The organism is Colwellia sp. BRX8-9, assembly GCF_014077245.1.
Taxonomy (GTDB): Bacteria; Pseudomonadota; Gammaproteobacteria; order Enterobacterales; family Alteromonadaceae; genus Colwellia_A.
Window position 1 is genome coordinate 22,181 of sequence record NZ_JACGVN010000031.1, and the last position, 26,334, is coordinate 48,514.

Annotated in this window: 23 protein-coding genes; 17 read left to right on the forward strand and 6 right to left on the reverse strand. The window is 38.1% G+C overall.

Going from position 1 to position 26,334, the window contains the following annotated elements; all coding sequences use genetic code 11:
- Positions 1–14 precede the first annotated feature (14 nt).
- The 11 genes from H4J70_RS18555 to H4J70_RS18605 all read left to right on the forward strand — a co-directional run bounded on the left by H4J70_RS18555 (position 15) and on the right by H4J70_RS18605 (position 13,050).
- Positions 15–938, forward strand: coding sequence for an SDR family NAD(P)-dependent oxidoreductase (locus H4J70_RS18555; RefSeq protein ID WP_182221895.1), 924 nt, complete (start codon positions 15–17; stop codon positions 936–938).
- Between the two features lie 48 nt (positions 939–986).
- On the forward strand, positions 987–2,168 hold the full coding sequence (locus tag H4J70_RS18560) for an acetyl-CoA C-acyltransferase (protein WP_182251665.1): 1,182 nt from the start codon (positions 987–989) through the stop codon (positions 2,166–2,168).
- A gap of 82 nt (positions 2,169–2,250) precedes the next feature.
- On the forward strand, positions 2,251–3,918 hold the full coding sequence (locus H4J70_RS18565; protein WP_182217082.1) for an AMP-binding protein: 1,668 nt from the start codon (positions 2,251–2,253) through the stop codon (positions 3,916–3,918).
- Between the two features lie 137 nt (positions 3,919–4,055).
- Positions 4,056–4,481, forward strand: coding sequence for a DoxX family protein (locus tag H4J70_RS18570; protein ID WP_182251666.1), 426 nt, complete (start codon positions 4,056–4,058; stop codon positions 4,479–4,481).
- A gap of 106 nt (positions 4,482–4,587) precedes the next feature.
- On the forward strand, positions 4,588–5,709 hold the full coding sequence (locus tag H4J70_RS18575) for a zinc-binding dehydrogenase (protein WP_182251667.1): 1,122 nt from the start codon (positions 4,588–4,590) through the stop codon (positions 5,707–5,709).
- 223 nt (positions 5,710–5,932) lie between these two features.
- Positions 5,933–6,991, forward strand: a complete 1,059-nt coding sequence (locus H4J70_RS18580; protein WP_182251674.1) for a patatin-like phospholipase family protein — start codon at positions 5,933–5,935, stop codon at positions 6,989–6,991.
- A 54-nt stretch (positions 6,992–7,045) separates the two neighbouring features.
- Entirely contained in the window at positions 7,046–8,044 is a 999-nt protein-coding gene (locus H4J70_RS18585) for an NADP-dependent oxidoreductase (RefSeq protein ID WP_182251675.1), read from the forward strand.
- A 90-nt stretch (positions 8,045–8,134) separates the two neighbouring features.
- Entirely contained in the window at positions 8,135–8,812 is a 678-nt protein-coding gene (locus tag H4J70_RS18590; RefSeq protein WP_259368087.1) for a hypothetical protein, read from the forward strand.
- Between the two features lie 76 nt (positions 8,813–8,888).
- A complete protein-coding gene (locus tag H4J70_RS18595; protein WP_182251668.1) occupies positions 8,889–10,991 on the forward strand; it encodes a molybdopterin-dependent oxidoreductase in 2,103 nt (700 codons plus the stop codon).
- 47 nt (positions 10,992–11,038) lie between these two features.
- Complete coding sequence (locus tag H4J70_RS18600) at positions 11,039–11,872, forward strand: MoxR family ATPase (protein ID WP_182173449.1); 834 nt, start codon at positions 11,039–11,041, stop codon at positions 11,870–11,872.
- Between the two features lie 5 nt (positions 11,873–11,877).
- Positions 11,878–13,050 (forward strand): VWA domain-containing protein, encoded by a 1,173-nt coding sequence (locus tag H4J70_RS18605; RefSeq protein WP_182221900.1) that lies wholly within the window; start codon positions 11,878–11,880, stop codon positions 13,048–13,050.
- A gap of 109 nt (positions 13,051–13,159) precedes the next feature.
- Here the strand turns inward: H4J70_RS18605 and H4J70_RS18610 are convergent, their stop codons facing one another.
- The 5 genes from H4J70_RS18610 to H4J70_RS18630 form a co-directional block, all read right to left on the reverse strand.
- Positions 13,160–13,945, reverse strand: coding sequence for an alpha/beta fold hydrolase (locus tag H4J70_RS18610; protein WP_182217092.1), 786 nt, complete (start codon positions 13,943–13,945; stop codon positions 13,160–13,162).
- A 91-nt stretch (positions 13,946–14,036) separates the two neighbouring features.
- Positions 14,037–14,930 (reverse strand): alpha/beta hydrolase, encoded by an 894-nt coding sequence (locus H4J70_RS18615; protein ID WP_182221901.1) that lies wholly within the window; start codon positions 14,928–14,930, stop codon positions 14,037–14,039.
- 79 nt (positions 14,931–15,009) lie between these two features.
- Positions 15,010–15,702, reverse strand: coding sequence for a crotonase/enoyl-CoA hydratase family protein (locus tag H4J70_RS18620; RefSeq protein ID WP_182217095.1), 693 nt, complete (start codon positions 15,700–15,702; stop codon positions 15,010–15,012).
- 39 nt (positions 15,703–15,741) lie between these two features.
- Positions 15,742–16,350, reverse strand: coding sequence for a glutathione S-transferase family protein (locus H4J70_RS18625; RefSeq protein ID WP_182251669.1), 609 nt, complete (start codon positions 16,348–16,350; stop codon positions 15,742–15,744).
- 476 nt (positions 16,351–16,826) lie between these two features.
- Positions 16,827–17,489 carry a nitroreductase gene (locus H4J70_RS18630; protein ID WP_182251670.1) on the reverse strand — a complete coding sequence of 221 codons (663 nt, stop codon included), beginning with the start codon at positions 17,487–17,489 and terminating at the stop codon, positions 16,827–16,829.
- Between the two features lie 463 nt (positions 17,490–17,952).
- On the opposite strand from H4J70_RS18630, the gene H4J70_RS18635 reads away from it, so the two are divergent.
- From H4J70_RS18635 to H4J70_RS18645, 3 genes are all read left to right on the forward strand, one after another.
- Positions 17,953–19,749 (forward strand): acyl-CoA dehydrogenase C-terminal domain-containing protein, encoded by a 1,797-nt coding sequence (locus H4J70_RS18635; protein ID WP_070376895.1) that lies wholly within the window; start codon positions 17,953–17,955, stop codon positions 19,747–19,749.
- A 487-nt stretch (positions 19,750–20,236) separates the two neighbouring features.
- Complete coding sequence (locus H4J70_RS18640; RefSeq protein WP_070376896.1) at positions 20,237–20,506, forward strand: hypothetical protein; 270 nt, start codon at positions 20,237–20,239, stop codon at positions 20,504–20,506.
- Positions 20,507–20,708: 202 nt separating this feature from the next.
- Complete coding sequence (locus tag H4J70_RS18645; protein WP_182217101.1) at positions 20,709–21,236, forward strand: DUF3750 domain-containing protein; 528 nt, start codon at positions 20,709–20,711, stop codon at positions 21,234–21,236.
- Between the two features lie 56 nt (positions 21,237–21,292).
- On the opposite strand, the gene H4J70_RS18650 is transcribed toward H4J70_RS18645, so the two are convergent.
- Positions 21,293–22,528: an HD domain-containing phosphohydrolase gene (locus tag H4J70_RS18650; RefSeq protein WP_182251671.1), complete on the reverse strand. Its 1,236-nt coding sequence runs from the start codon at positions 22,526–22,528 to the stop codon at positions 21,293–21,295.
- Positions 22,529–22,812: 284 nt separating this feature from the next.
- Here H4J70_RS18650 and H4J70_RS18655 point away from each other — a divergent pair, with 284 nt between their 5' ends.
- The 3 genes from H4J70_RS18655 to H4J70_RS18665 form a co-directional block, all read left to right on the forward strand.
- The gene (locus tag H4J70_RS18655) at positions 22,813–23,490 is read left to right on the forward strand and encodes a 2OG-Fe(II) oxygenase (RefSeq protein ID WP_220466055.1); all 678 of its coding nucleotides are present in this window, start codon (positions 22,813–22,815) and stop codon (positions 23,488–23,490) included.
- Positions 23,491–23,525: 35 nt separating this feature from the next.
- Positions 23,526–23,999 carry a hypothetical protein gene (locus H4J70_RS18660; protein WP_182251672.1) on the forward strand — a complete coding sequence of 158 codons (474 nt, stop codon included), beginning with the start codon at positions 23,526–23,528 and terminating at the stop codon, positions 23,997–23,999.
- A 254-nt stretch (positions 24,000–24,253) separates the two neighbouring features.
- Positions 24,254–26,334: hypothetical protein (locus tag H4J70_RS18665; protein WP_182251673.1), on the forward strand; the 2,081-nt coding region annotated here is incomplete at its 3' end.

Sequence of the window (26,334 nt, forward strand, 5' to 3'; positions counted from 1 at the left end):
TTTAAGGAAATATCATGACAATCAGTTTTATAGGAAAAGTCGCTATAGTTACCGGCGCAGGTAATGGATTAGGTCGCTCACATGCCTTAGCGCTTGCTGCGCGTGGCGCAAAAGTCGTTGTTAATGATTTAGGAGGTGCGCGCGATGGTAGCGGGGCGTCTTCACAAGCATCACAAGATGTTGTGCGTTTAATTGAAGAAAAGGGTGGAGAAGCCATCAGCCATGGCGCAAATGTTGCGAACTTTGATGAAGTAAAAGACATGGTTAATCAAGCCATGGAAAAATGGGGTCGTGTTGATATATTAATCAACAATGCCGGTATTTTAAGAGATAAATCCTTTACTAAAATGACCTTAGCAGACTTTTCCTTGGTGATGGATGTTCATGTGATGGGCAGCGTTAATTGTACTAAAGCTGTTTGGGATATCATGCGTGAACAAAACTATGGCCGTATTGTGATGACAACCTCATCCAGTGGCATGTATGGTAATTTTGGCCAAGCTAACTACGGCGCAGCTAAAATGGCAGTTTTAGGGTTAATGAATACGTTATCGATTGAAGGATTTAAAAATAACATTAGGATTAACGCGCTTGCCCCAACTGCTGGCACACGTATGACTGAGGACCTAATGCCTGAAGACATTGTAAAAGCATTTACTCCTGAAGCGGTAACGGCTGGTTTGCTAACCCTTTGCGATGACGATGCGCCGACCCGCTTTATTTTATGTGCAGGTGCGGGCGGTTACTCAAGTGCAAGCATGTTTGAAACTCAAGGTTGTTTTATCCCACAGTCGTCACAAACACCAGAATCTGTGCGCGGACAGTGGTCACAGTTAACTGATGAAACAGGCCAAGCAGCTTTATCTTCTGGATCAAAACAAGGTGAGAAATTTGTCAGCAAAGCTATGGCTTATATGAAGTCACAGCAGCAAAAGTAAATATGACAACTTGTTTGTCGTTCACATAATAATTAAAAAGGAATACTGATGAGAGAAGCCGTAATAGTATCTGCCGCACGTACCCCGATAGGTAAAGCATACCGAGGTGCCTTTAATGATTTATCGGCGCCAACTTTAGCGGCTATTGCGGTTAAAGCCGCCGTTGAAAGAGCAGGAATCGATGCCAATGAAATTGAAGACTGTATTTTTGGTGCCGCTCTAACGCAAGGTAATCAAGGGATGAACTTTGGTCGGCAAGTGGCAATGGCGGCTGAGTTGCCGGTTTCTGTACCTGGCATGACTGTCGATCGTCAATGTTCGTCAGGCTTAATGTCTATTGCTATTGCGGCCAATCATATTGTTTGTGATGGCGCACAAGTGGTGCTTGCAGGCGGTTGCGATTCCATTAGTTTGGTACAAAACGATAAAATGAATATGTATAGAGCTGTTGACCCAAGTGTTAAAGCCTATCGACCAGCTACTTATATGCCGATGCTTGATACGGCTGAAATCGTTGCCAATCGCTATAGTATTTCTCGAGCAGAGCAAGATGCCTATGCACTTAAATCTCAACAACGTACCGCCGCAGCGCAACAAGCGGCTAGGTTTGATGATGAAATTGTGCCGGTGACCTGTACTAAACTGGTTATGGACAAGGCGACGGGTGATATCAGTAAAGAAACGGTCACTTTAACTAAAGATGAAGGTAATCGTCCATCAACAACGTTAGCAGGACTGTCGGCTTTAAAGGCGGTCAAAGATAATGGCGCTATTACGGGCGGCAATGCTTCGCAGTTATCCGATGGCGCTGCAGCCGTTGTTCTAATGGAACGAGGTTTAGCTGAGCAGAGAGGCCTTAAGCCTTTAGGTGTCTATCGTGGCATGGTCGTTGCCGGTTGTGAACCCGATGAAATGGGGATTGGGCCGATTTATGCAATACCCAAATTGTTAGCGCGTAATAACTTAACGATTGACGATATCGGTTTATGGGAAATCAATGAAGCTTTTGCGGTACAAGTTTTATATTGTGCGACTAAATTAGGCATTCCTGAAGATCGTCTTAATGTAAATGGTGGTGCAATTTCTATTGGCCATCCTTATGGTATGAGTGGCACACGTATGGTGATGCACGCACTGATTGAGGGAAAACGTCGTGGAATTAAATATGTTGTGATCAGCATGTGTATTGGTGGTGGACAGGGCGCAGCGGGTCTGTTTGAAGTACTTTAACCGTTTTAATTAAAACATTTACCGTGGCGTAACTATAATAATAATGCCACGTAAACAATTTGTGATTGGGGAGATAAATATAATGGAAAAGATTTGGCTTGAAAAGAGTTACCCACCTGGTGTTGATTTCGAAATAGACCCAGATAAATATAACTCATTAGCAGATTTATTTACTAAATATACCAAGTTATATCAAGATAACACCGCTTTTATTAATATGGGAGCAAGCATTAGTTATCAAGAACTTGGTCAACAAGCTCATGACTTTGCGGCTTACTTACAACAAGATTTAGGATTAGTTAAAGGTGATAGATTCGCGATTATGATCCCCAATCTTCTTCAATACCCTATCGCATTATTTGGTGCCTTATTAGCTGGACTTACCGTGGTGAATGTTAACCCGTTATACACAGCACGTGAATTAGAGCATCAGTTAAAAGACTCAGGCACTAAAGCTATTCTCATCCTCGAGAATTTTGCCCATGTCCTTGAAAAAGTTATTGATAAAACCGATGTTAAACATATTGTTCTTACGGCTGTAGGTGACAGGTTAGGGGCAGTTAAAGGGTTACTTATTAACAGTGTACTCAGGCATGTTAAAAAGCAGGTGCCTGCTTTTAATTTTCCTGGAGCAGTCAGATTTAATCAAGCGATGACAAAAGGAGCTAAATTAACCTTTAGTCCTGTCAAAGTGGTTGGTTCAGATCTAGCCTTCTTACAATATACCGGTGGCACGACGGGCCCATCAAAAGGAGCCATGCTTACCCATCGCAATATGGTAGCTAACCTCGAACAATCAAATGCGGCGACTAAAAATATATATGAAGTAGGCAAAGAAATTATGGTGACAGCCTTACCGCTTTATCATGTCTATGCGCTAACGTCTAATTGCTTATGTTTTATGCCTTTTGGCGGTACTAATATTTTAATTACCAATCCAAGAGATATGAAAGGCTTTGTTAAAGAGCTCGCTAAATACCCTTTTACTATTATCACGGGTGTAAATACTTTGTTTAATGCTTTATTACATACCCCTGGGTTTGACCAACTTGATTTTAGCCCATTAAAACTTGGTTTTGGTGGCGGAATGTCAGTACAACGTCCGGTAGCCGAGCTTTGGGAAAAAGTCACTAAAACAAGATTGTTAGAAGGTTATGGTTTAACAGAGTGTGCGCCATTAGTGACGATGAGCCCTTTTAATCAACAAAGCTATAACGGCTCTATTGGCTTACCTGTTTCTTCGACCGATATTCGCTTAATTGGCGATAATGGTGAGGAAGTTGCGCTAGGTGAGCCCGGTGAAATGTGGGTTAAAGGTCCTCAGGTGATGAAAGGTTATCACAACCGACCCGATGCAACCGAAGAAGTGCTCAAAGATGGTTGGCTAGCTACCGGCGATATTGCCACCATGGATGAAAATGGCTTTTTTAAAATTGTTGACCGAAAAAAAGACATGATCAACGTTTCAGGTTTTAATGTTTTTCCTAATGAAATTGAAGAAGTACTCGTCATGCATGATGGTGTACTTGAAGCCGCTGCTATTGGTATTCCACACGATACAACGGGAGAAGCGGTTAAGGTTTTTATTGTCAGGAAAAATCCTAATTTAGCAGAGCAAGATATATTTGATCATTGTCATGAAATGCTAACAAACTATAAACGTCCTAAGTTGATAGAGTTCATCGATGAGTTGCCAAAAAGTAATGTCGGTAAAGTGTTACGAAAAGAGTTACGTAAGGACGTTGCATAAATAGACTAGGTTAACTTTTTTCTAGAACTAAATCGATTGGATATATATACGCCTACGGCTAGTGTTATGCTAGTCCTTAGGCGTTTTTTATTCTGCTAGGAAGCTAAAAAACTCATTAACACGATAAGGATTTACCCTTGAATATTTTAGAAAATAGCTGTCTTTTGTTGGGACGTTTACTGATGGGGTTTTATTTTATTATCCCTGCGATAAGTAAAATTAACAAATTTGAGGGCACCAGTGTCTACATGGAGCAGCACAATGTTCCTATGGTATCGTTATTATTAGTGTTAACCATTATTATTCAATTGGTTGGTGGAGTGGCCATCATTATTGGTTTCAAAGGTAAAGTGTCTGCGTTTATATTAGCGGGTCTAACCTTGTTGATCAGCCTATTTATGCATGATTTTTGGGGAATGACAGAAGGTGTGGCACGCAGTCATGAATTACAAAACTTCTTTAAAAATATGGGCATAATAGCCGGTTTATTAATAATAACTGGCCTAGGAACCGGCAAATTTAGTCTTGAGGGTCGTAAAGTGACTGAGCCTCAAAGGCGCTAATGGAAGTAACCGTTATTGTAGCCAAGACAACACGCAAGGTAGCACCTAACGCTATCAAAATTACCACGTCATAAAACGACAACAAACAGCTGGAGAATATCTTATCATGACAAGCGCAAAACAATTATTTACTCATATTTCTGCAAGCGGAACACTTGAACTATCTTTAAAAGAGGTAGAGGTAGCGACACCTAAGTCCCATGAAGTGATTGTTCGCATTGAAGCCGCTCCCATCAACCCATCTGATATGTGGCCGATGTTTGGACCTGCTAATTTAGCCGAGGCGGTATTAAGTGCAGATAAATTAACGCTCAGTGCACCTGTGCATAGCAGTATACTACCTCGAATTAAATCTCGTTTAGATCAAGTATTACCTATTGGTAATGAAGGCGCAGGTACTGTGATTGCTGCCGGTGATAGTGACGCTGCTCAGTCGTTAATGGGGAAAACAGTCGCGATTTTAACCGGAGGCGCCTATGCCCAATATTGTTGCGTACCCGCACAATCTTGTATTGTTCACCATGAGGGGACTACAGCTAAGCATGCTGCTTCTTCTTTTGTAAATCCTTTAACTGCTTTAGGTATGGTAGAAACCATGCGTATGGAGGGGCACAGTGCATTAGTGCATACAGCTGCAGCGTCAAGTCTAGGACAAATGCTGAATAAAATATGTTTGGCACAAGACATTCCTTTGGTCAATATTGTTAGAAGTCAGCAACAAGCCGAGATACTTAAAGCAATTGGTGCTCAATATATTTGTGATTCATCTAGTAAAACCTTCAAGGCTGATTTGTATAAAGCGATTGATGAAACAGGGGCAACTTTAGCCTTTGACGCGATAGGTGGCGGAGAAATTGTCAGTGATATCCTGAACGCTATGGAGCAGTCTGGCAGTAAAGACGCTGTTGGTTTTAATACTTATGGTTCAGAGACAAATAAACAAGTTTATATTTATGGGGGTTTAGACTTCACTCCAAGTATCTTAAATCGCGCTTACGGAATGACATGGGGTATAGGCGGTTGGTTATTGATGAGCTTTTTGAGCAAGTTGCAACCACAACAAATCGCAAAATTACAAAAGCAAGTGGCCGATGAGATAAAAACTACTTTTGCTTGTGCGTTTACTGACGAATTAAGTTTTGAACAAGCGATGACCCCAGCGATTGTTTTACAATACAATGCTAAGAAAACAGGCGAAAAATATCTGATTAATCCCAGTAAAAAATAGTTCACCTCTGTTAAGAGACTGAACGCTTTGGGTTTGGTCTCCTCATTTGTGCTTTTCACTATCTTAAGCTTGGTTATATTTCTCGTTTTCGTTAACTCGAATTCATTTGGTGAATAATGAACCATAAGTACTATTCATTTGTTTAATTTATTTCTAACGTTTACCATAGCTTAGAGATTATAATGATTTATTATTGTCACCAAAAAGTGAACAACAAAATAATATGTTAGAAATATATGCTGGCGATTCAGCCATGAAGACGATTAAAGAAAATGGATTTTCACCTGACTTATTTAGCTCTTTTTTAGCGGCGAGTGGTGGACCTAAATGGTTTACTTTATATGGTTTAGATAAATACCTCTTTAGTGAGTTTTTTAAAAATAGAGAACAAGCATTAAACCTTATTGGCTCAAGTGTTGGTGCTTTTAGAAATGCATGTTTTGCTCAAAAAGATCCCATCGCTGCAATAGAGCGTCTCGCAAAAAATTATCATGAAACTACCTACACGGCTAAAGCCAAGCCCGCAGAGGTTAGCGAAAAAGCACTAGAAATGATGGATGCTATTTTTGGTGAATCAGGCGAGCAAGAAATTGTTGATAACCTCCATTTTAAAGCGCATATCATCGTTGCTAAATGTAACGGTTTTGTTGCTTATGAAAATAAATTTATTCAAGGACTTGGCCTGGCAAAAAGCTATGTTAATAATCGCATCAGTCGCCCACGCTTAAATAGCCAATATGAGCGTTATATTTTTCAATCGAGCCATAGTAACCTTGAGCTTAGCGATCCTGATAACATACCCACATCACGCCTATCTTTTTCAACAGGCAATATTCGTAACGCGTTACTCGCATCAGGTTCAATACCCTTGGTGATGCGAGGTATTAGCGATATTGAAAATAGTCCAAAAGGTATGTATCGAGATGGTGGTATTGTTGATTATCATTTTGATTTTGAGATTAAAAATCCAGGATTAACACTTTACCCCCATTTTAGCTCATCACTTAAGGCGGGTTGGTTTGATAAAAGTTTAACAAGAAAAGTAAGATTAAAAAACTACGACAATACGGTGTTGATTTGTCCTTCTGCTAAGTTTATTGACGCATTACCTCATCATAAAATTCCTGACAGAAACGACTTCATTGCCATGAACCGCAAACAGCGAATGTGGTATTGGCAAAAAGTGATGAATGACAGCGAAAAGTTAGCGGAGTCATTTGATCAGATTTATAAAAATCAACAGTTAAACCACATAAAGAGTATAAATCAGTTATTGGCATAGTCTCTTAATAAAGAGTCACCAATTACATACTATAAACGCATTGAGATAATAATGATTACAACATATAAAGCGATAAATTTAGTAGCACGTCCTTCTGGTGGTCCAATAGGACCTGATTTGTTTGACGTTGTAGAAAAGAATATTCCTGAAGTGGCAAAAAACCAATTTCTTGTGAAACAATCACATATGTCATTAGATCCGGCAATGTTCGGTTGGATGAGTGCAGATACAGAAAGCTATATTCCACCCGTTGCCCTTGGCGATGTTATGCGCAGTTCAGGTATCGGTGAAATCGTTGAAAGTAATCATGCTAACTTCAACGTTGGTGATCGCGTTATGGGCATGATGGGCTGGCAAGAATACTACTTAAGTGATGGTACGGGTTTAAATAAAGTAACAGCACCCTTACCAGATGAAGCTATCTTATCGGTTTTTGCCTTGCCGGGGTTAACCGCAACACAAGGATTATACAGCATAGGTAAGCCTCAAAAAGGGGAAACACTTGTTGTTTCTGGAGCGGCTGGTTCGGTTGGTTCAATTGTTGGGCAACTTGCTAAAGCTGACGGACTAACTGTCATTGGTGTCGTAGGTAGTGATGAAAAAGCCGATTGGGTGGTAAATGAATTAGGCTTTGATGGCGCGATAAATTATAAAACTGATGATATAGCGACTACATTAGCGCAATTAACGCCAAAGGGTATTGACGTCTATTTTGAAAATACCGGTGGACCCATCCAACACCATGTTATTGCCCGGATGAATGCTCATGGTCGAATTGTCGTTTGTGGAATGATTGCTGATTACCCAAAAGCAGAACCAGACTTAGCACCTAGTTGGATCCCTATCATTAAGAAACGCTTAACAATACAGGGCTTTACTATGCCAGATCATTTTGGCGAAGTCCCAGCCCTATTAGAAAAGCTAACACCCTATGTAATGCAAGGTAAGATTAAGTATCGTGCTCATATCTTAGATGGTTTTGATGAAGCGATGACTGGCTTGAACTTATTTTTTACCGGTGAAAATAAAGGCAAACTTATCGTTAAACTCTGATGGTCAGCTTAATGTTGCGCGGTTATAGGTGTTTTTTTATCAATAAAACTCAAATTTACTTTACGATACTTAATTAAAATGGAAATGAATATGTCCCAGAAACTTGTTAATAACCTGATGTGCTCCTTAGTGTTTGCATGTTTAACATCCTTGTCTGCTAGCGCAGACACATCCGTTAATACACCAGACCCTGATCAAAGTGTTGCTGTCGCTGACGCTGTTACAGCAATAACAGAGGTTAATGTCGATGAGAACAGCTTCAGCTGCATAAGAGATATGACACCAGTCAGGCATTTTTATGTTGATAATCTTTTAGGAGATATAACAAGCACTTTAGCCGCAGCCAATGCACCAGAGGGCGCTAAGTACCCCGTGGGTTCGGTTGTGCAGCTTGTACCAACAGAAGCCATGGTTAAACGTGAATCGGGTACTTTTCCCGCGACGGGTGACTGGGAGTTTTTTGAACTAGAAGTTAATGAACAAGGGTCAAAAATAGGTAAGCGTGGTTTTGTCGATGTTGTTAATCGCTTTGGCGGCAACTGTTTTGCTTGTCATGCACCGGCTCGAGAACCTTGGGATTTCATTTGTGAATCAGATCATGGCTGTGAAACTATACCTATAGATCATAAAATGACGGGTGCGCTGCAACGTTCAGATCCCCGTTGCGGCGATGCTGTTCCCCAAGATGGTGATTGGATGGCATTGTTTAAACTTAAAAGTATGGTCAGTATTGGCCTGACAAAACAGTGGCTTGAAGAGAAATTTTAACGTCAATAATTAATATGTTTTAAGCCGCTAACCAAGAAGGTTTTCATTTTTTAATGGGTCCAATTAGGAGATAACTATGAGTGATATCCAAACGCACTACCGTAACTGTAATATTTGTGAAGCGATGTGCGGCTTAGAAATCAAGTATCAAGATAAGCATATTTTATCGATTAAAGGCGACCCAAAAGACCCTTTTAGTAAAGGTTATAATTGCCCAAAAGCAACGGCGTTAGAAGATTTTTATAATGATGAAGACCGTTTAAAAACACCGATTAGACGGACAGCTAATGGCTGGGAAGATATTTCATGGGATCAAGCTTTTACCGAGATAGCCGAAAAACTTAAAGGCACTCAAAAAGAACATGGCCGTGACGCTTTAGCGGTTTACTTAGGTAACCCTAACGCGCACAACTTAGGTAATGCGCTTTTTCTAAAACCATTTATGAAAGCGTTAGGGACGATAAACCGTTTTAGTTCTGCTTCAACCGATCAAATGCCACATCATGTTGCCGCTAATTTTATGTTTGGTGCGGGTATGTTAATCCCTGTGCCCGATATAGACCGCACTGATTTTATGTTGATTATTGGCGGAAACCCTGTGGTCTCAAATGGTAGTATGATGACAGCACCCAATGTTATCGGCCGAATGAAAGCCATTCAAAAACGAGGAGGTAAAATTGTTGTTGTTGACCCTCGCCGTACACGAACCGCTAAAATTGCCGATCAACATTTGTTTATCAGACCGGAAAAAGATGCACTCTTGTTATTGGCGATGATCCACTGTGTTTTTACAACCAATAGCGTTAATCTTCGCCACCTAGCAGATATGGTCGATGGACTAGATGCGTTGGAAAATATCGCTAATGATTATTCACCCGAATCTGTGGCTAAGCATGTCGGCATACCGGCAAGTGATATTAGAACGTTAACCAATGATATGACAACTGCAGACTCAGCGGTGTGTTACAGCCGTATGGGTGCATCTACTCAAACGTTCGGTGGTTTATGCCAATGGCTAACCAATGTGCTGAATATTATAACCGGCAATTTTGACCGTGCAGGCGGTGCTATGTTTCCACAGCCCGCTTTTGATTTATTAAGAAATCATAAGAAGGGTTATAAAAGCTCGTTTGGGCAATATAAGAGTCGTGTCAGAAAGTTACCTTTTTTCAATGGTGAGTTTCCGGTTGCAACATTAGCTGAAGAGATATTAACCCCCGGTGAAGGTCAAATAAAAAGCTTAATTACTGTTGCAGGTAACCCTGTGCTTTCATCACCGAGTGGACATAAATTAGCTGATGCGTTTTCAGGATTAGATTATATGGTCGCCATCGACATTTATCTTAATGAAACCACTAAACACGCTAATATTATTTTACCGGCAACAACCGGTCTTGAAAATTCGCATTTTGATATTTTCTTCAATTCATTTTCAGTAAGAAATACCGTCAAATATTCTAAGCCATTGTTTGAACCAGCAGACTATCAACGCACCGATTGGCAAATAATGAAGGAGCTAGCGGCACGAATGACAGATACAGACCTTGATGAATACACACCAGAAATGATCTTAGATATGGAATTGCAAAAGGGTCCTTATGGTAAACAAGGTATGAGCTTAGAAAAATTAATCGACAATCCTCATGGTATCGATATTGGACCTTTAATGCCGTGTATCGAAGCGCGGATAAAAACCGAGCAAGGTAGCGTAAACTTAGTGCCGCAACTCTATATTAATGATTTACCGCGTTTGCAAAATGTTATTATTCATCCTGCTCGTGATATCAATTATCCGTTCGATTTAATTGGTCGCCGTTTAGTGAAAAGTCATAATACCTGGACACAGAATTCCGAGCGCTTAATTAAAGGCAAAAATCCTTGTACCTTAGAGGTTCATCCAGATGATGCTGAGGTATTAGGCATTAGCAATGGTCAATCTGTTATGGTGAGCTCAATGGTAGGTGAAGTGAAAATAGAGGTAGTGATCACCGACGATATTCAACGTGGGGTGGTCAGTATGCCGCAAGGCTGGGGACATAATCAACAAGGCACCCAGATGTCGGTTGCAGCCAAGCAACCAGGTGTTAGTATTAATGATTTAACCGATGCAAGTCGAGTAGATACTTTAACCGGTAATGCTGCTTTAAATGGTACACCGGTCGCAATTAACGTTGCGTAGATGTTAGTCGAATTAGACTATAATTAAGTCCTAAAATAGGTAAAAACATGTTTAACAGTACAGAGAGTTATATTGCATCAGACGAACTTCGCTTAGCGGTAAACGCAGCGATCACCCTAGAAAAGCCACTATTGATTAAAGGTGAGCCAGGAACGGGTAAAACGCAATTAGCTGAAGAATTAGCAAAGTCGCTTAATTGTAAGCTATATCAATGGCATATTAAATCAACAACTAAAGCACAACAAGGCTTATACGAATACGATGCCGTATCAAGATTACGAGATAGCCAGCTAGGCGACGAACGTGTGCATGATATTGCTAACTACATCGTTAAAGGTAAACTTTGGCAGGCGTTTGAAGAAGAGCAACGTCCGATATTATTAATTGATGAAATAGATAAAGCCGATATAGAGTTCCCTAATGATTTACTGCAAGAGCTTGATAAGATGGAGTTTTATGTTTATGAAACGCAACAAGTTATTAAAGCAAAACAACGTCCAATCATTATTATAACGTCTAATAATGAAAAAGAGCTACCCGATGCATTCTTACGTCGTTGTTTCTTTCATTACATTAAGTTTCCAACAAAAGTAGAAATGGAACAGATTATTGCTGTTCACCACCCTGATGTAAAAAAAGAGTTATTAGCGCATACCTTAGAAGTGTTTTTTGAACTGAGAGACTTACAAGGTATTAAGAAAAAGCCTTCAACATCAGAGTTAATCGATTGGTTGAAACTACTGGTCGCAGACGATGTTGCTCAAGAGGTATTAATCGATAAGCAGTCTGGTATTATTCCATTATTTGGTGCGCTATTAAAAAATGAACAAGATGTCTCACTACTTGAAAAACTCGCCTTTATTAGTCGCAGAAACAGGTAGTTGTTGTGTTTATAGATTTATTTATAACGTTAAGAAAACATAAAGTTCCTTGTAGTTTGCGTGAGTTATTAGACTTAATTGCGCTATTAAAAAAGGGGGTTGTTTTTGCTAATGTGGAAGAGTTTTATCACCTAGCTAAAATTGTTATGGTTAAAGATGAAATTCATTATGATAAATTCGATAGTGCATTTGCTGAATATTTTGAAGGTATCCAAGCAATTGATATATTTGATAAAATATTACCTGAGGATTGGCTAAGAAAAGAATTTGAAAAACACCTAAGCCAAGAAGAAAAAGACAAGTTAAAGGCATTAGGTGGTTTAGACGAGCTAATGAAAGCGTTGAAAGAACGCCTTGAAGAACAAAAGAAACGCCATGCTGGCGGCAATAAATGGGTGGGTACTGGTGGTACATCTCCTTTTGGCGCTTATGGTTATAACCCCGAAGGTATTAGGGTAGGGCAAGATAAAAATCGTAATAATAGTGCGGTTAAAGTGTGGGATAAACGAGAATTTAAAAACTTTGATCAAGACAGAGAATTAGGCACTAGAAATATAAAGTTAGCGCTAAAAAAACTCAGAAAATTTGCCCGTACCGGTGCTAGTGAAAAGCTTGATATTAACACCACTATTACCTCAACGGCGAAAAATGGCGGTATGCTTGATGTACATATGGAGCCTGAACGTCATAATGCGGTAAAAGTATTGATGTTTTTTGATATCGGCGGTTCTATGGACGATTACATACATACGTGTGAAGAACTTTTTTCAGCGGCACATACCGAGTTTAAACACCTTGAATTTTTCTATTTTCATAATTGTGTTTATGAAAGATTATGGAAAGACAATAGCCGACGCCGTACTGATACTATTGATTTAGAAGAAATTATTAGAACATTTGGTTCGGACTACAAAGTTATATTTGTCGGTGATGCCACTATGGGGCCTTATGAAGTAACAGCACCTGGCGGCAGTGTTGAACACTGGAATGAAAAACCAGGTACCTTTCATATGCACAAAATTCTTGGTCATTTTAATAAGGTCGCTTGGTTAAACCCACAGCCAGAGACTCATTGGGATTATCATCACTCAATCTCAATTATTAGGCAGTTAATAACGGATAGAATGTACCCTTTAACGGTCGATGGCATAGGTCGAGCGATAAAAGCGCTCAGCTAAATATCCCACTAGTAAATTAAAACCAAGGACGGTTGCAGCTTTACCTGTCTGTAATGAATGAAGGGCTAATAAAAGCCGTTTTATAGCAGCTTCTCTTTTATTACATTACTTACCAATCTTTTATAATGTTAGTAATTATAGACGCGGTTGCTTCTGGTTGTTCAAGCGGAAACATATGTCCGCCATTAGCTAATTTAGTCAGTGGTATGTTATTCATTTTAGCAAATCGATTAAAGTAACTTACCGGCAATACGTCTGTTTTATCACCATAAATCAATGCAGATGGCACCGTCAGTTTATTTTTATATGTTGTTAAATTGCAAGGTAGGTGTCTAAATATATCGGCTTCAACGTCAGGTGAAAACATTAACTCCCATCTTTTATTTTTTAATGTCACGGCACTGTCTACGTAATCTTGTAAACAACGGGCATCAAAGTTTTTAAAAAGTTTCTTTTGAGCAAAATTATTAACTAATTGTGTTTCAGACGGCCAATGTTTCTGCCTGTTTTTAGCTCGACCCGCTGGAGATATTTTATCAATAAAAGGTGTTTTTTTAGCGAGTTTCAAAAACCAAGATAATGGCCCAGAAAATACTGGAGGGTCTAACATGACGACACCACGAAAAAGTTCAGGATGCTGACAAGCGGCCATAAAAGAAATGACACCACCAAAAGAATGGCCAACACAAATGACCTTTTGGTCTTGCTTTTTAATGAAGTTAACCAGCTCATTGACCAAAAATTGCCAATTATTATGAATGGGGTAACAATCATCGTGACCATATTGTTCTAAAGCAATGGTTGAATAATCGTTTGAAAACAATGACAGAAAAGTACGGTAACTTCCTGCTGGAAAACCATTGGCATGGACAAAGTTGATTACAGGTTTTGACATATACGTTTATAAACACCTATGATAAAAATTATATAAAAGATTATTACCCTTGAATTTATTATTAAAGGGTTAAGACTAAACTGAAGAGCTTTTAAAGGTAGCGATTAAAAAAATCAACGACACTATTTTCAGCCTTTTCAGGGTTGAGTTGCCATAGTTTAGTGTGCTCGCCACCTTCAGCTTGCCAAAATTGCTTCGGCTCATTGGCGGCACTAAATAAACGTTGTCCGTGTTTAAAGTCTACGGTTTTATCGGCTGTGCCATGCATAATGTAAACAGGTCGAGGCGAGATGTTCGCGATGTACTTCTCGGGATTAATTTCATCAATTTCTAAATCGCCGCGCCAAGCAAAAAATTTTGCTACCATTGGCATTAATGGATAACGAGGAAGACCGTAGAGTACTTTTGCCTGTTCAGCGAGTACGTCCATCGAATTAGCATAGCTACCACTAAAGACGCCCGCTTTTATACGAGAGTCTTTTGCCATAACTATGATGCTAGTTGCTGCGCCCATAGAAAATCCCATCACACCAATCGAGCTAATATTTTTCTTATCAACTAAATAATTTAAAGCAGCTGTGACGTCTTTCTTCTCGTGATAGCCCATGGTTGAAATAATAGCAGGGTCTTGGCGAGGATGACGCAGATCAATAGCTAAAACATTATAACCGGCAGCAACAATAGCCTTGGCGTAGCGCATACCTTCGGTTCGGTTTGCTGTTCTACCATGTACTAATAATATCGCTTTATGGGTGTCATTATCTGCAGGCATATACCAAGCCGGCAGTGTTAGCCCATCATCTGTGTTAAAAACAACTTCTTCAAAACTGAGGCCTTGTTCACTTGGCTCTCCACAAAAGACAAAACGGGCTTGTGTACACTCAGTAATTGGCAGTATTAATATTTTTGAAGAAAAATACCATGCACCACTAAAGTAAACACACAGAAATAATAAAACAGAAAACAGGGTGAATTTTTTTATCATAAGTTAACGGCCTAATATACTGTGAGCATTCTTGTTGTGTAGCGCTAAGAAAATACTTTAGTGAGTCATGGTAGATTTACTATAGGCTCAAGGTCATCGTTGAATCTATTGCTATCGCCGCATCTAATGCCGTTAGTATGTCTTTTCTTTCTCTTAGTTTAGTGCCATGGTGTGCTGTCATATTTAGGGTTAACAATTGGGTAGCTGCAGCTTTTGCCGTTGCCATTAATTGGTCGGGTTCAACTAATGTGTCAAGAAATCCAGCTAATACAGCTGTTTCTGGATCAAACAATTCAGCGTTTATTACCGAACGCGTTAAATAGTTAATCGGTACTCGGTTTCTAGCGAGTTCAAGGCCAGCTTGATGCATGGTCATACCAATAGCCACTTCATTGAGTCCAATTTTAAATGAACCTAGAGTGCCGATACGATAATCGCAACTGAGTAATAAAAATGCGCCCTTGGCAATTGCATGGCCGGTACAGGCGCCAACAATAGGAAAGGGGAAAGATAACATACGGCGAGTAAGCGTTGAGCCTGCTGTCACTAGCGATACGGCAGAGTCAGAACTTTCTTTCATCGTTTTTAAATCATAGCCACCTGAAAATATTCCCGGTTGACTTGTTAAAATAACGGCCGCTTTTGCTGCTTCTGCTTGATCTAAAGCGCTGTTTATTTCTGTTATTACTTGATGAGAAATAGCGTTAACCTTGCCATTTTTTAAGGTGATCGTTGCAATGTTTTCATTGAGTTCAAAATCTATTAATTCCATGTTCTTTCCTATAGTTGTTAAAATTGATATCACTGGCTGTTAGCCAAATTGAGCCGCTTTTTGATATGCGGGTCTTTTTCTGATATTGACGAGATAGTCTTTAATTTTGTCTTTGCTTTCTAACAAACCAATACTTTCTGCAATTTCGAGTATCACTGCCATCATAATATCAGCAGCACTAAAAGAATCACCAGCAAAATAACGTCTTACGGTTAAAGTATTTTCGATATATGAAAAATCGAGATGATTTTCTTTAGCAATATAACCGTCAAGAGGCTGAGTGCCTTCACGAGTTTCCATTGACATCAGCAAGGTCGTTATCACAGGTAAACTTAAGGACCCTTCTGCGAAGTGTAACCACTCTAAATAATGGTAATATTCATTAGAATCAATGCTTGGCCTTAAATTACTTGCTGTTGCATGGTTAAGAATATATTCCATAACCGCGCCAGACTCACACAAAGTAACCTCACCATCGACGATAATAGGTGCTTTTGCTAGCGGATGAATTAATTTTAAACTTTCAGGCGCTAAATTTGTGAGTGGGTCACGTTGATGTTTAACAATGTTATAAGGCATATTAAGCTCTTCTAACAACCAGATAACGCGTTTAGAACGTGATTTGTTAAGATGATGTACAGTAATCATGTTTACATTTTTCCTTAAAATTCATTGCTATCAACTTAATGAATAGGCATCGCTTGGTAGTAAGGTTAAATTTTTACCTTTTTTATAGGTACGTTAGCTTACCATATATTGAGTTAAGGCTTTTTTGTGTTAAATGAAATTTGAACGTAACAACCTAAGCAGAATACCGACGGTATATTCAAGCGTTAATAACATAAAATGTGTCAAACTAAAGTCAATAATAGGTAATAACAGTCAAGGATTAATTAGACCAATGGAAACGGTTAGTCCCATGCCCATCTTAATTTAAAATATACCAATAGGTACACTTTTTGTCTTATAAATGTAACTAATTCAGTACTATCCATGCTGACACTCAGTATTCTTTATTATCTGCTGGGTAAATATTTTGTATTAGTTTTCAATATGATTATTCAACATTGTCTTGAACAAAACATGATTGCTGATGACGACTCATTAATTGTTATTGTGAGTCGTTATTTAAAGAAGCTAACCGCATTGGTAATATCTTCGCGATCAGTACGAGTTTTATTTATCGGCGCATTTATATCAGCGTAACCAAATGACATACCAAACAAAATGCCTCTTTGCTCTGGTAAGTTTAAGGATTTTTTGATTGGATCTGGGAACTGCCCCAATGCCCCTTGCATACAATTTGATAAACCGTGCTCAGCCATAATTAGCGAAAGAGTTTGCGCATAAATACCCAAGTCAACCGCACCCATAATATCGAGATATTTATCCATAGTAAAAAATACTACATGGGGAGCATCAAAAAAACTCCAATTGCGGATCATCGCTTTTTGACGACCCAGTTTGTCTTCGCGGGTAACACCAATAGCACTGTAAAGTGCATTAGCTGAACCAAATTGGCGGTCTCTATGGATACCCTCATATTTAGGTAACCAGTTAAAGTCTGGGTTTGGTGGTTTACCATTCATAACCGCTAAGAGTAAATCATTTTTAAGGGATTCTTTTTTAGCGCCAGACACCACGCAAGTTTGCCAAGGTTGTACGTTGCAATTTGAAGGAGCGCGTTGTGCTTGTGTAAAAATAGCTTCTAATAATGCTTGTTCGACGGGTGTTTCCAAATAAGCACGCACTGAATTACGCTTTTCTAAGAGGGTGGTTAAAGACATTGAGACTCCTTTATAATTTTAAAATAGTCTCATATTAAGGGTAATTATAGATGAGACTTAGCTTTGTGCGATTAAATTTGTGGTAACGTTTAATCCACTATTAACCAATATAAATCGCTTAAAAAAGTGATCTATACTTGTTACAAGAGGGTATAAATAGCCACTGTAATAAGGTTAACAGAGATTAAAGCGCATTTTCTGATGGTAGAGCGGTTATATTAATAAAACCAATGAATAATTATTATCAAGCTCTATTCTAAAATCATATAGTAAGTGGCTATTTTCACTGGGTATGTCAGAAGCGCATTAACTTTTATTATATGGATACTGAATAGTTAGGGATAAATTAAATTCATTTGACTAATTTATCTCATATCGATAATATCAGTGGTATGACCACTTGGTTAAAGCAATGTTGAATAGTGAAGTCAACGGTTAATAATAAATTTTTGGAGTCAATAGAATGCCTGAATATAAAGCCCCAGTTCGTGATATTAAGTTTGTAATGCAAGAATTATTAGACTGCGACAAACACTATAAACAATTAGGTTACGATGATGCTAGTGAAGATATGGTTGACGCTATTATCTCAGAAGCAGCCAAGTTTACTGAACAAGTTATTGCACCCTTAAATCAAATCGGTGACGAGCAAGGTTGTACGTGGACAGACGGTGTAGTAACTACGCCAGATGGTTTTAAAGATGCTTATCAACAATACGTTGAGGGTGGCTGGCCAACATTATCTCAGAGTGAAGAGTTTGGTGGGCAAGGATTACCTTACTCTCTTAATGCGTCTATTAGTGAAATGATGTCGTCTGCTAATCATAGTTTTGCTATGTATCCTGGTCTAAGTCATGGGGCACAAGCAACAATTGAAGCTCATGGCACCAGTGAACAAAAACAACAGTATATGCCTAAATTAGTTGAAGGTAGCTGGACAGGCACTATGTGTTTAACTGAATCACATTGTGGTACTGATCTTGGCATGTTGCGCACCAAAGCTATATTAAACGATGATGGTAGCTATGCGATTACCGGCACAAAGATATTTATCTCAGCCGGAGAGCATGACTTATCAGAGAATATTGTACATATTGTTATCGCACGCCTACCAGGTGCTCCTGAAGGTAGTAAAGGTATCTCTTTGTTTATTGTTCCTAAGTTTAATGTCAATGATGATGGCACAAAAGCAGACCGAAATGCTGTGAGTTGTGGTTCAATTGAACATAAAATGGGTATCAATGCTAACGCCACTTGTGTTATCAACTTTGATAGCGCTAAAGGGTTTTTAATTGGACAGGAGAACCGTGGCCTACACTGCATGTTTACTTTTATGAATGCTGCTCGTTTAGGTGTAGCAATGGAAGGTTCTGCAGCAGCTGAAGCGGCATTTCAAGGTTCATTAGCTTATGCAAAAGATCGTTTGCAAATGCGTTCTATCAGCGGCGTAAAAAATCCAGATGGACCAGCTGATCCTATTATTGTGCACCCTGATGTTCGTCGTATGCTACTTACGCAAAAGTCTATTTCTGAGGGTGGTAGAGCACTAATTGGCTATTTGTCGCAATTAGTTGATATAACCCACGCATCAGATGACGCTGATGTTAAAGCCGATGCAGAAAACAAATTAGCCTTACTAACACCTATTGCAAAAGCATTTTTAACAGAGTTAGGTTTCGAATGTACAAGTCATGGTGTTCAAGTTTTTGGCGGACATGGTTTTATAAAAGAATGGGGCATGGAACAGCTTCTGCGTGACACTAAAATTAGTTGTATTTATGAAGGCACAACGGGTATTCAAGCGTTAGATTTATTAGCCCGTAAAATTTTGGGCAGTAAAGGTCAAATTTTGAAGCCGTTTATGACAGATATCGCTATTTTTTCGAAAGACAATGCCGATAATCCAGCCATGAGTGAATATGTTAGTACGCTAAACTCATACGCTAAACAGTGGCAAATGATCACGGGTGATATTGGTCAAAAGGCGATGAAGAACGCGGATGAGATTGGTGGTGCTTCGGTTGATTACTTGATGTTTGCCGGTTATGTAACATTAGGCTACTTCTGGGCAAAAATGGCCTCTGTAGCGCAAAGTAAACTAAAAGACGCTGGTGAAGATGAAGCGTTTTATCAAGCTAAAATTAAAACAGCAGCATTTTACTTTCATCGTATACTTCCTAGAGCTCAAGGACATGCAGCTTGTATTGAAGGTGGTGTAGACTCGATGATGGCTCTAGCCAGTGAAGACTTTGCATTTTAATTTAGCACTAGCTTTACCAATAATTTTTGAAAATTAATTATTGGTAAACAGATAAATATCTACCCTCTTTACACGGCTAAGATATTTATAACGGTCTGTTAACTCATGCCTAATATTGAGATTTAAATCTTAATATTAGGCATTTTTTATTTTACAGTAACGTAAAATAACCCATTCACGAATGGCGCCTCGCTAAATGACTGCTTAGGCAATTAACGAGAGTTAATTTAAGTACTTGGCTGCACAAATAAGTTGGGGTGCTAAGCTTCGTCATTCAAGTTGACTTGACGGTATACATTATTGCTGAATATTTATGATGTGTTTTAATTATTTTTGTTTTATATCATCTTAATGGTATTTAGCCATTTCCAGCTAGAGATAATTATTTGATCTTATCTAATATTAGTATAAATTAATTACTAGTTACAATGAGGGCATCGTTGAGATGTACCGATAACATATTGTTATAAAGATTAAGGAATTGGCGATGCCAACAAATAAACATAAACGAAAAGCTTCATCACATACTAAATCCCATAAAGGGAAAAATACCGAATCTACGGGTCTAATTATTTCACACCCTCAGGTCTTTATTTATGTTGGTTTATTCTGTGTTGTGTTGGGGGTATATCTATTAGCCTTTGAATCTCAAGATAACGCATTATTTGGCTTAGCTATGCTTTCTCTTGTCGCGGGTGTAGTGACAACTTTTTATGCAAATTTTACACTATCAAAGAAAAAAGCTCAGCTTAAGTGAAGCTTTAAAGTGGCGTAAATATTCATCTGAAACTTATTCTATGGTTCTAATTGGGCCAACAGATTGGTTTTATTTGAAAAAAGAAGTGTATTCTGATTTTAAAGTAATAGGGATTTTATTGCCAATAAGAATATAGGTTAAATTTATCAAACCCAGCCTAAGCAATATAATCTAGGCTTAAACCGGTGTAATAATAGCGCATATGAGATTTTGGACGATTATCTGCATTGTACTCCTACTGAGTGCTTGTACCCATAACAACTGGCGAACCGCGAGCAGAGAGCCTGCTGGTATTGCAACGTTACCCAATGACGATAGTAGGGCTGTTGTAGAGTTTTATGCCGCAGATGCTTTTAGTTGGCGTGGTTGGTTTGCTGTTCACCCTTGGCTTGCAATCAAAGAAGAAAAAGCAGCAGAGTATAGTGTTTATGAAGTTACTGGTTGGCAAGTAAATCAAGGGTTATCAGCAATAAGACAGTACCAAACATTAACACCAGATAGGTATTGGTATGGCTCAAAGCCGGTATTATTACTTTCTATTAAAGGTGATAAAGCGGTTAAACTAATTCCTAAGATTAAGGCCGCAATTGCCCGCTATCCTTGGGTGAATGAATATAGTATCTTCCCAGGCCCTAATAGTAATACTTTTGTCGCCTGGATAGGTTTACAAGTCCCTGAGCTCGAACTTGAGCTGCCATTTACTGCTATTGGCAGTGGGTATGCAAACTAACTGCTATTTAACCAAAAAATTCAGCGAGAATCGATATTAAGTCATTGTTAAGAAAGTTAAATTATTGGATTGATTAACTTTAAAAAATATTCTTTATTGGTTGATATATTATCAATTTTAATCGGGTAATGGAGTATCTGATTGAAATAATTGGCAAACTGTGAAATTTGCAGTACTAATCTTCGAGCGTCATTGGTAAACATTTTACAAACTTGATTATCTTTAAGCTCTTCTCTTTTTATTTGGAATGGCTGCTGTGATGATTCTGACACCCACAATGTGCTCCTAAGTTTAGCTTGAATAAAATTCATTTCTGGGTTGTTAGTATTTAAGGTGTTTGTCCATTTAATGACTTTTGATAATTGGTCGTATAAATGGTTTCCGTAGGCTTGTCGATGGGTATCTGTTTGTATACTTTCTTGCATTATTGCTAATAGGGGCTTTTGTAAGTGATAAGAATAAATAGCCTGCATTTTTTGACTGGTCCTAAAGTCAAATCCTTCGGCTAATAAATAGAGTTCTCCGATGGCCGTGTTAATATTTTTACTTTTTCTAGTGATCTGAGAATATTGATTCGCTATTTGTGAGATTTGAGCGTACTCATGAATTTGTGTTAACTTTTTTGGATAACCAGAGCCATCCAATTTCTCTTCATGTTGTTCTATCGATTCTAAGACTAACTTACTCTCTAAGCCCGCAAGTCTCACTATTTCTTTACTCAAGATAGGGTGAACTAACTTTGCATCTTTCATGGTATTGTTAAGTCTTGCGTAACCAATATTTTCAAAGAACAAAACAGAGATAAGTTCCGTTAATTCGGTTGGAGAATAGTTGTTTGCTTTACCGATATGGGTGCCAAATACCAAATTGATTAAAGTATTTTGGTATGCAGAGGGGTTGAGGTGTGAAAATATACTGAGGTGATCAATAATTTTCTTTGGAATTGAGCCGCCTTTTATAAAGTCGCCAATGGTTACCAGTGTTTCATTTAGCTGAAAGTTATTTATTACAGGATTTGTTTTAGCTAAATCTAGGATCGGCGCTAATATATCTTCATTACTGGTATCTTCTGTAAGAGAAATTGCATCTTCATGGCCAATGATCCCCTCTTGTTGTAAGTTAGTTAATTTTAAACGGATTTTTTCCGTAATTTCAGTACCTGCTTTTAAAAAAACTCTTTTTCCTTGTGGGTCGGTAATATCTTGACTGATGCCGCATTCCATTCCTGAATTTAAAATATGAGTCGAAAACTGTTTGGATGTTTCTTTAATAAGTTGATTAGTTACTTGCACATTCGTTCCTTGAATTAACTGTCTACTGGCAGTTCTATGCGTTAACTGTAGGAATGATTTTAGCTATTAGCAAAGTGTCTTACTATTTTATCTGATTTGACCTTACGCTATCCGCCTGTAACGTTTTCACTTTCTAACTAATAACATCTACTGTCGACAAAAGTTTAAATCATTTATTAAAACGAATGCTCACACTAATATATTCAAAGTGCTAATATAGACCATTCATTATTTTATTAGATTATCAAGAAAATGTTAGTTTTACTTCCTAAGATAGGATGTAGTTGAACCTAGCTCAAATAACTTACTCTGGTGGTGACTCATCACTGTTCGAGTCAATATCCAATGATATTGTTGAAAAGGGCTATAGTATTCGTCCTTATGCTCTGCCTGAAGAATTAACCCATCTGTTATTAAATCATATTATTGAGTTACCTACTGAAAAATTCAAACGTGCTGGAATAGGTCGTGCCAAAGATCATATGATTAATGATTTTATACGGACAGATGAAATAAGCTGGATAACCAGTAACAACCAAGCCAGTTGTGCTTGGATAACGTGGGCCGAGTCACTGCAAGCTTATCTTAATCGCCGGTTGTTTCTCGGATTATTTTCTTTTGAAAGTCATTTTGCTCATTATGCCAAAGGCGACTTTTATAAGAAGCACAAAGATGCTTTTAAAGGTGAGGGTAATCGGGTGCTATCTGTTGTTGTCTACCTTAATCAGCATTGGTCCGCTGATGATGGAGGCGAGTTAGTGATTTATGATAAAAAAATACCAGCCTCCGCTGTCGTTGATTACAGTAAAATTAAAGTATTGCCCAGCTTTGGTACGATAGTTGTTTTTTTAAGCGAAGAGTTTCCGCATGAAGTATTACCTGCTAAGCGCGATAGATTCTCAATAGCAGGGTGGTTCCGCTTAAACAACAGCATTGACAATAATATAGATCCGCCAAATTAATGAGAAATCAATGAGTATTTATAAGAGCGTAGGCATTGTCTAAATTACCTATAAAATTGCATGTCATCAGTGAATTAGATGAAATTAATCAGCTAATCATGCCATTAAAAGCACTTGCTGATAGAGAGCGAGCCGCTATTTATGGTCTAACGGGCATGGTTTATACTCCTCATATAGATGATTACATGCAGGTAAGTATAAAAAAAGCGGCGATATTAGCTTGTTTAAAAGAACAAGGTATATTGGCCTTATCAAAGGTCGAACTCATTAGTACGGCATTAGATAGCTTACATAAAAGAGCAAGAAATAACGCAATTGTTGAGTATGATGGCAACCGATACCAGCGTCGGTTTTCGCCATTAAAATTAAGTAAGTCAGGTAAAGTTGTCAGTAAATGGGCGAGGTATTGGTTTTTACAATCACCTAATGGCAAAGTGGATACTGAGTGGGAGTATCAGGTACGCGAAATTTGGCCTACTTATTTTTTAATTAGAACTATCGACCTCTAGCGAAAAGGAGCAAGCAATAAATGCGCGCTCCCTATCATGCCTGTTGATTATATCCACATAGGCAGTTAATAAAGTCTAAAGTATAATGGCGGTTGTGCCGATAACGACAGACCAATAAAACAACTAACCAACATGGCAACATTTATTTAGTCTTATTTATGAATATGCACTAGGATTAAACCATCAACGTTAATGGTTTATGAATTGAATACCTTCCAATGTGTTTAGCTTCAAAATACGAGGTACCACGATTAATGAGCAGTGTCATCAGTCCTCACTTACAAAAGTTTGAAAAACAAATCTTAAGTTTGGTCCCCTATGCCAGCAATGATAGATTGGAATATTTAGTTAAAAAACTTCTACCTGATGAAAACTCTGGTCAACACCTTGCTGTTAAAAATGAAATCAAAAAACTTGCCCAACAAGCTAATAAACCAATAGATTTACGGCTGATCTTTGCTGATTGTCAAATAGTTACACACAATAAAGTTAATCATTATTTGGATATAGCGGGTAAAAAGCTATTCAATGAAAAACTTGTTGAATATCAAAATCTTTATACAACAGCACTTTACTATGAAGTTTATGAAGACGCTCAAAAGAGAGCGGCTAATAAAGATAAAGGTGTCAGCAAATATAATATTGAAAACGAAAATGAAAATGAAAATGAAAGTGAAAGTGAATTTTCAGAATTTAGAATAGATAAAACCGAACCTAAACCCTTAGTAAATAAAAATAGAATAATTAACGAACTTAAAAAACTTAACTCTGCTTGTAAAGTTTTTATCAACCCTATTATGGGTATGACCGCGCAAGGGAAAAAAGAGGTAGGTATTACGGCTAATATTGAGAAGATGAATAATCAAAAAGTTGTTATTCAGACCTCTCACGAAATAGCAGGTGTTATAGCAAGTAAAGTGTACCTGTGGCTATATGACCATCATACCGAAATAGATTTCACTGAAGAGCTTGAACTCGGATTTGTTATTATTGATAGTCAAAAATCTTCTGCAAATAAGTTTGAATACTTATTGAAATTTTCAAGTCCATTAACAGATCAGCAAATGCGGGTTTTGTTCGCTCATTACCTAAGACAAAAAAAATTGGCTATTATTGGTCCTACAGAACGATTTATCACCCCTTTGTTTGATTCTGTTACCTCTAAAGGTTACGAGCAACTGTATCTAAATAAAACTCACGACATTCCGTTACTATGTTATAAAAATAATAATGCATGGCATGCGAAAGTTGCGATGAAAACATCGGGTAATGATGAGTTTTGGCGGTTTTTTAGTGATACAGATGAAAATTTTCACTTACCCGTACTACTGGGTAACGAAGATATACAAAAGGCGTTAAATGAGAGGAATACGGTTGATAAATATGCTTTTATATTAAAATCTAAATATAAAGATACCTTCATTTATTCCCTTATTTGGTATGACGATTTTGTTAATAATAGAAGCGTCAAAGCTGTTTTTAATAATTATTTCAAAAATAGCCTTTTTAGAGTAGTCAAAATATCCTCATCGTTTATTAATTCTGTAGAAGATGCTTATGTTCCGTCTGCCTTACCTTGTCATGTTCATCCTAAGATGACTGTGTTAAATAGAGCAATCTCGAAAGCGGCGCTAGATATGATCAGTAATTGCGATCATATGATCACCTTATCAGATATTACTAGCTTGTATGAAACAATACATCGGCCGGTCAGCGAAGACATCATTGAATTAGAAAATTTATTACCAAAACGTTTTCAACTGAGTCCAGTTGACTCACTTGATGAAACCGAAATTGTAACGGCAGAAAATGATGATTCTAGAGGTGAAGACCGCTTTGTATTATCTTTTAAAATGGCAATTACACGCAGTAATAATGTTGTTACTCATATCCCCGGTATAACTAAAAATATCTCTATACAAGGTTTGTTAGTTAGCCTAGTAAAAGAAACTAAATTTAAAGCCGGTGAAGAAATTGAAATTGAATTAACCGTACCTTTTTCTGAACAAGATAGAACACTACAAAAACAGAAATATATTGTGTTAGGTTATGACAGCCATGGGGCTGTTCGATTATTAATGAATACAATTGAAAGTAAACATTTAGCTTGCAGGGCGATAAGAAAGTATATTTATCAACATGTTGATACCCTTGAAGCCTGCGGAAAACGCGGTAGTCGTATTTATGGTCTGCAGAAAGCGATGAGGAATATATATGCACACAATCATTTCTCTATTCCATTCTACTTAAAAGCAACTAAGCACCAACAATATATTAATGCGGCGAGCTTTAGTGGTAACTCTGCACTTAAGCACCTTGTCTATAAAAATGAAAA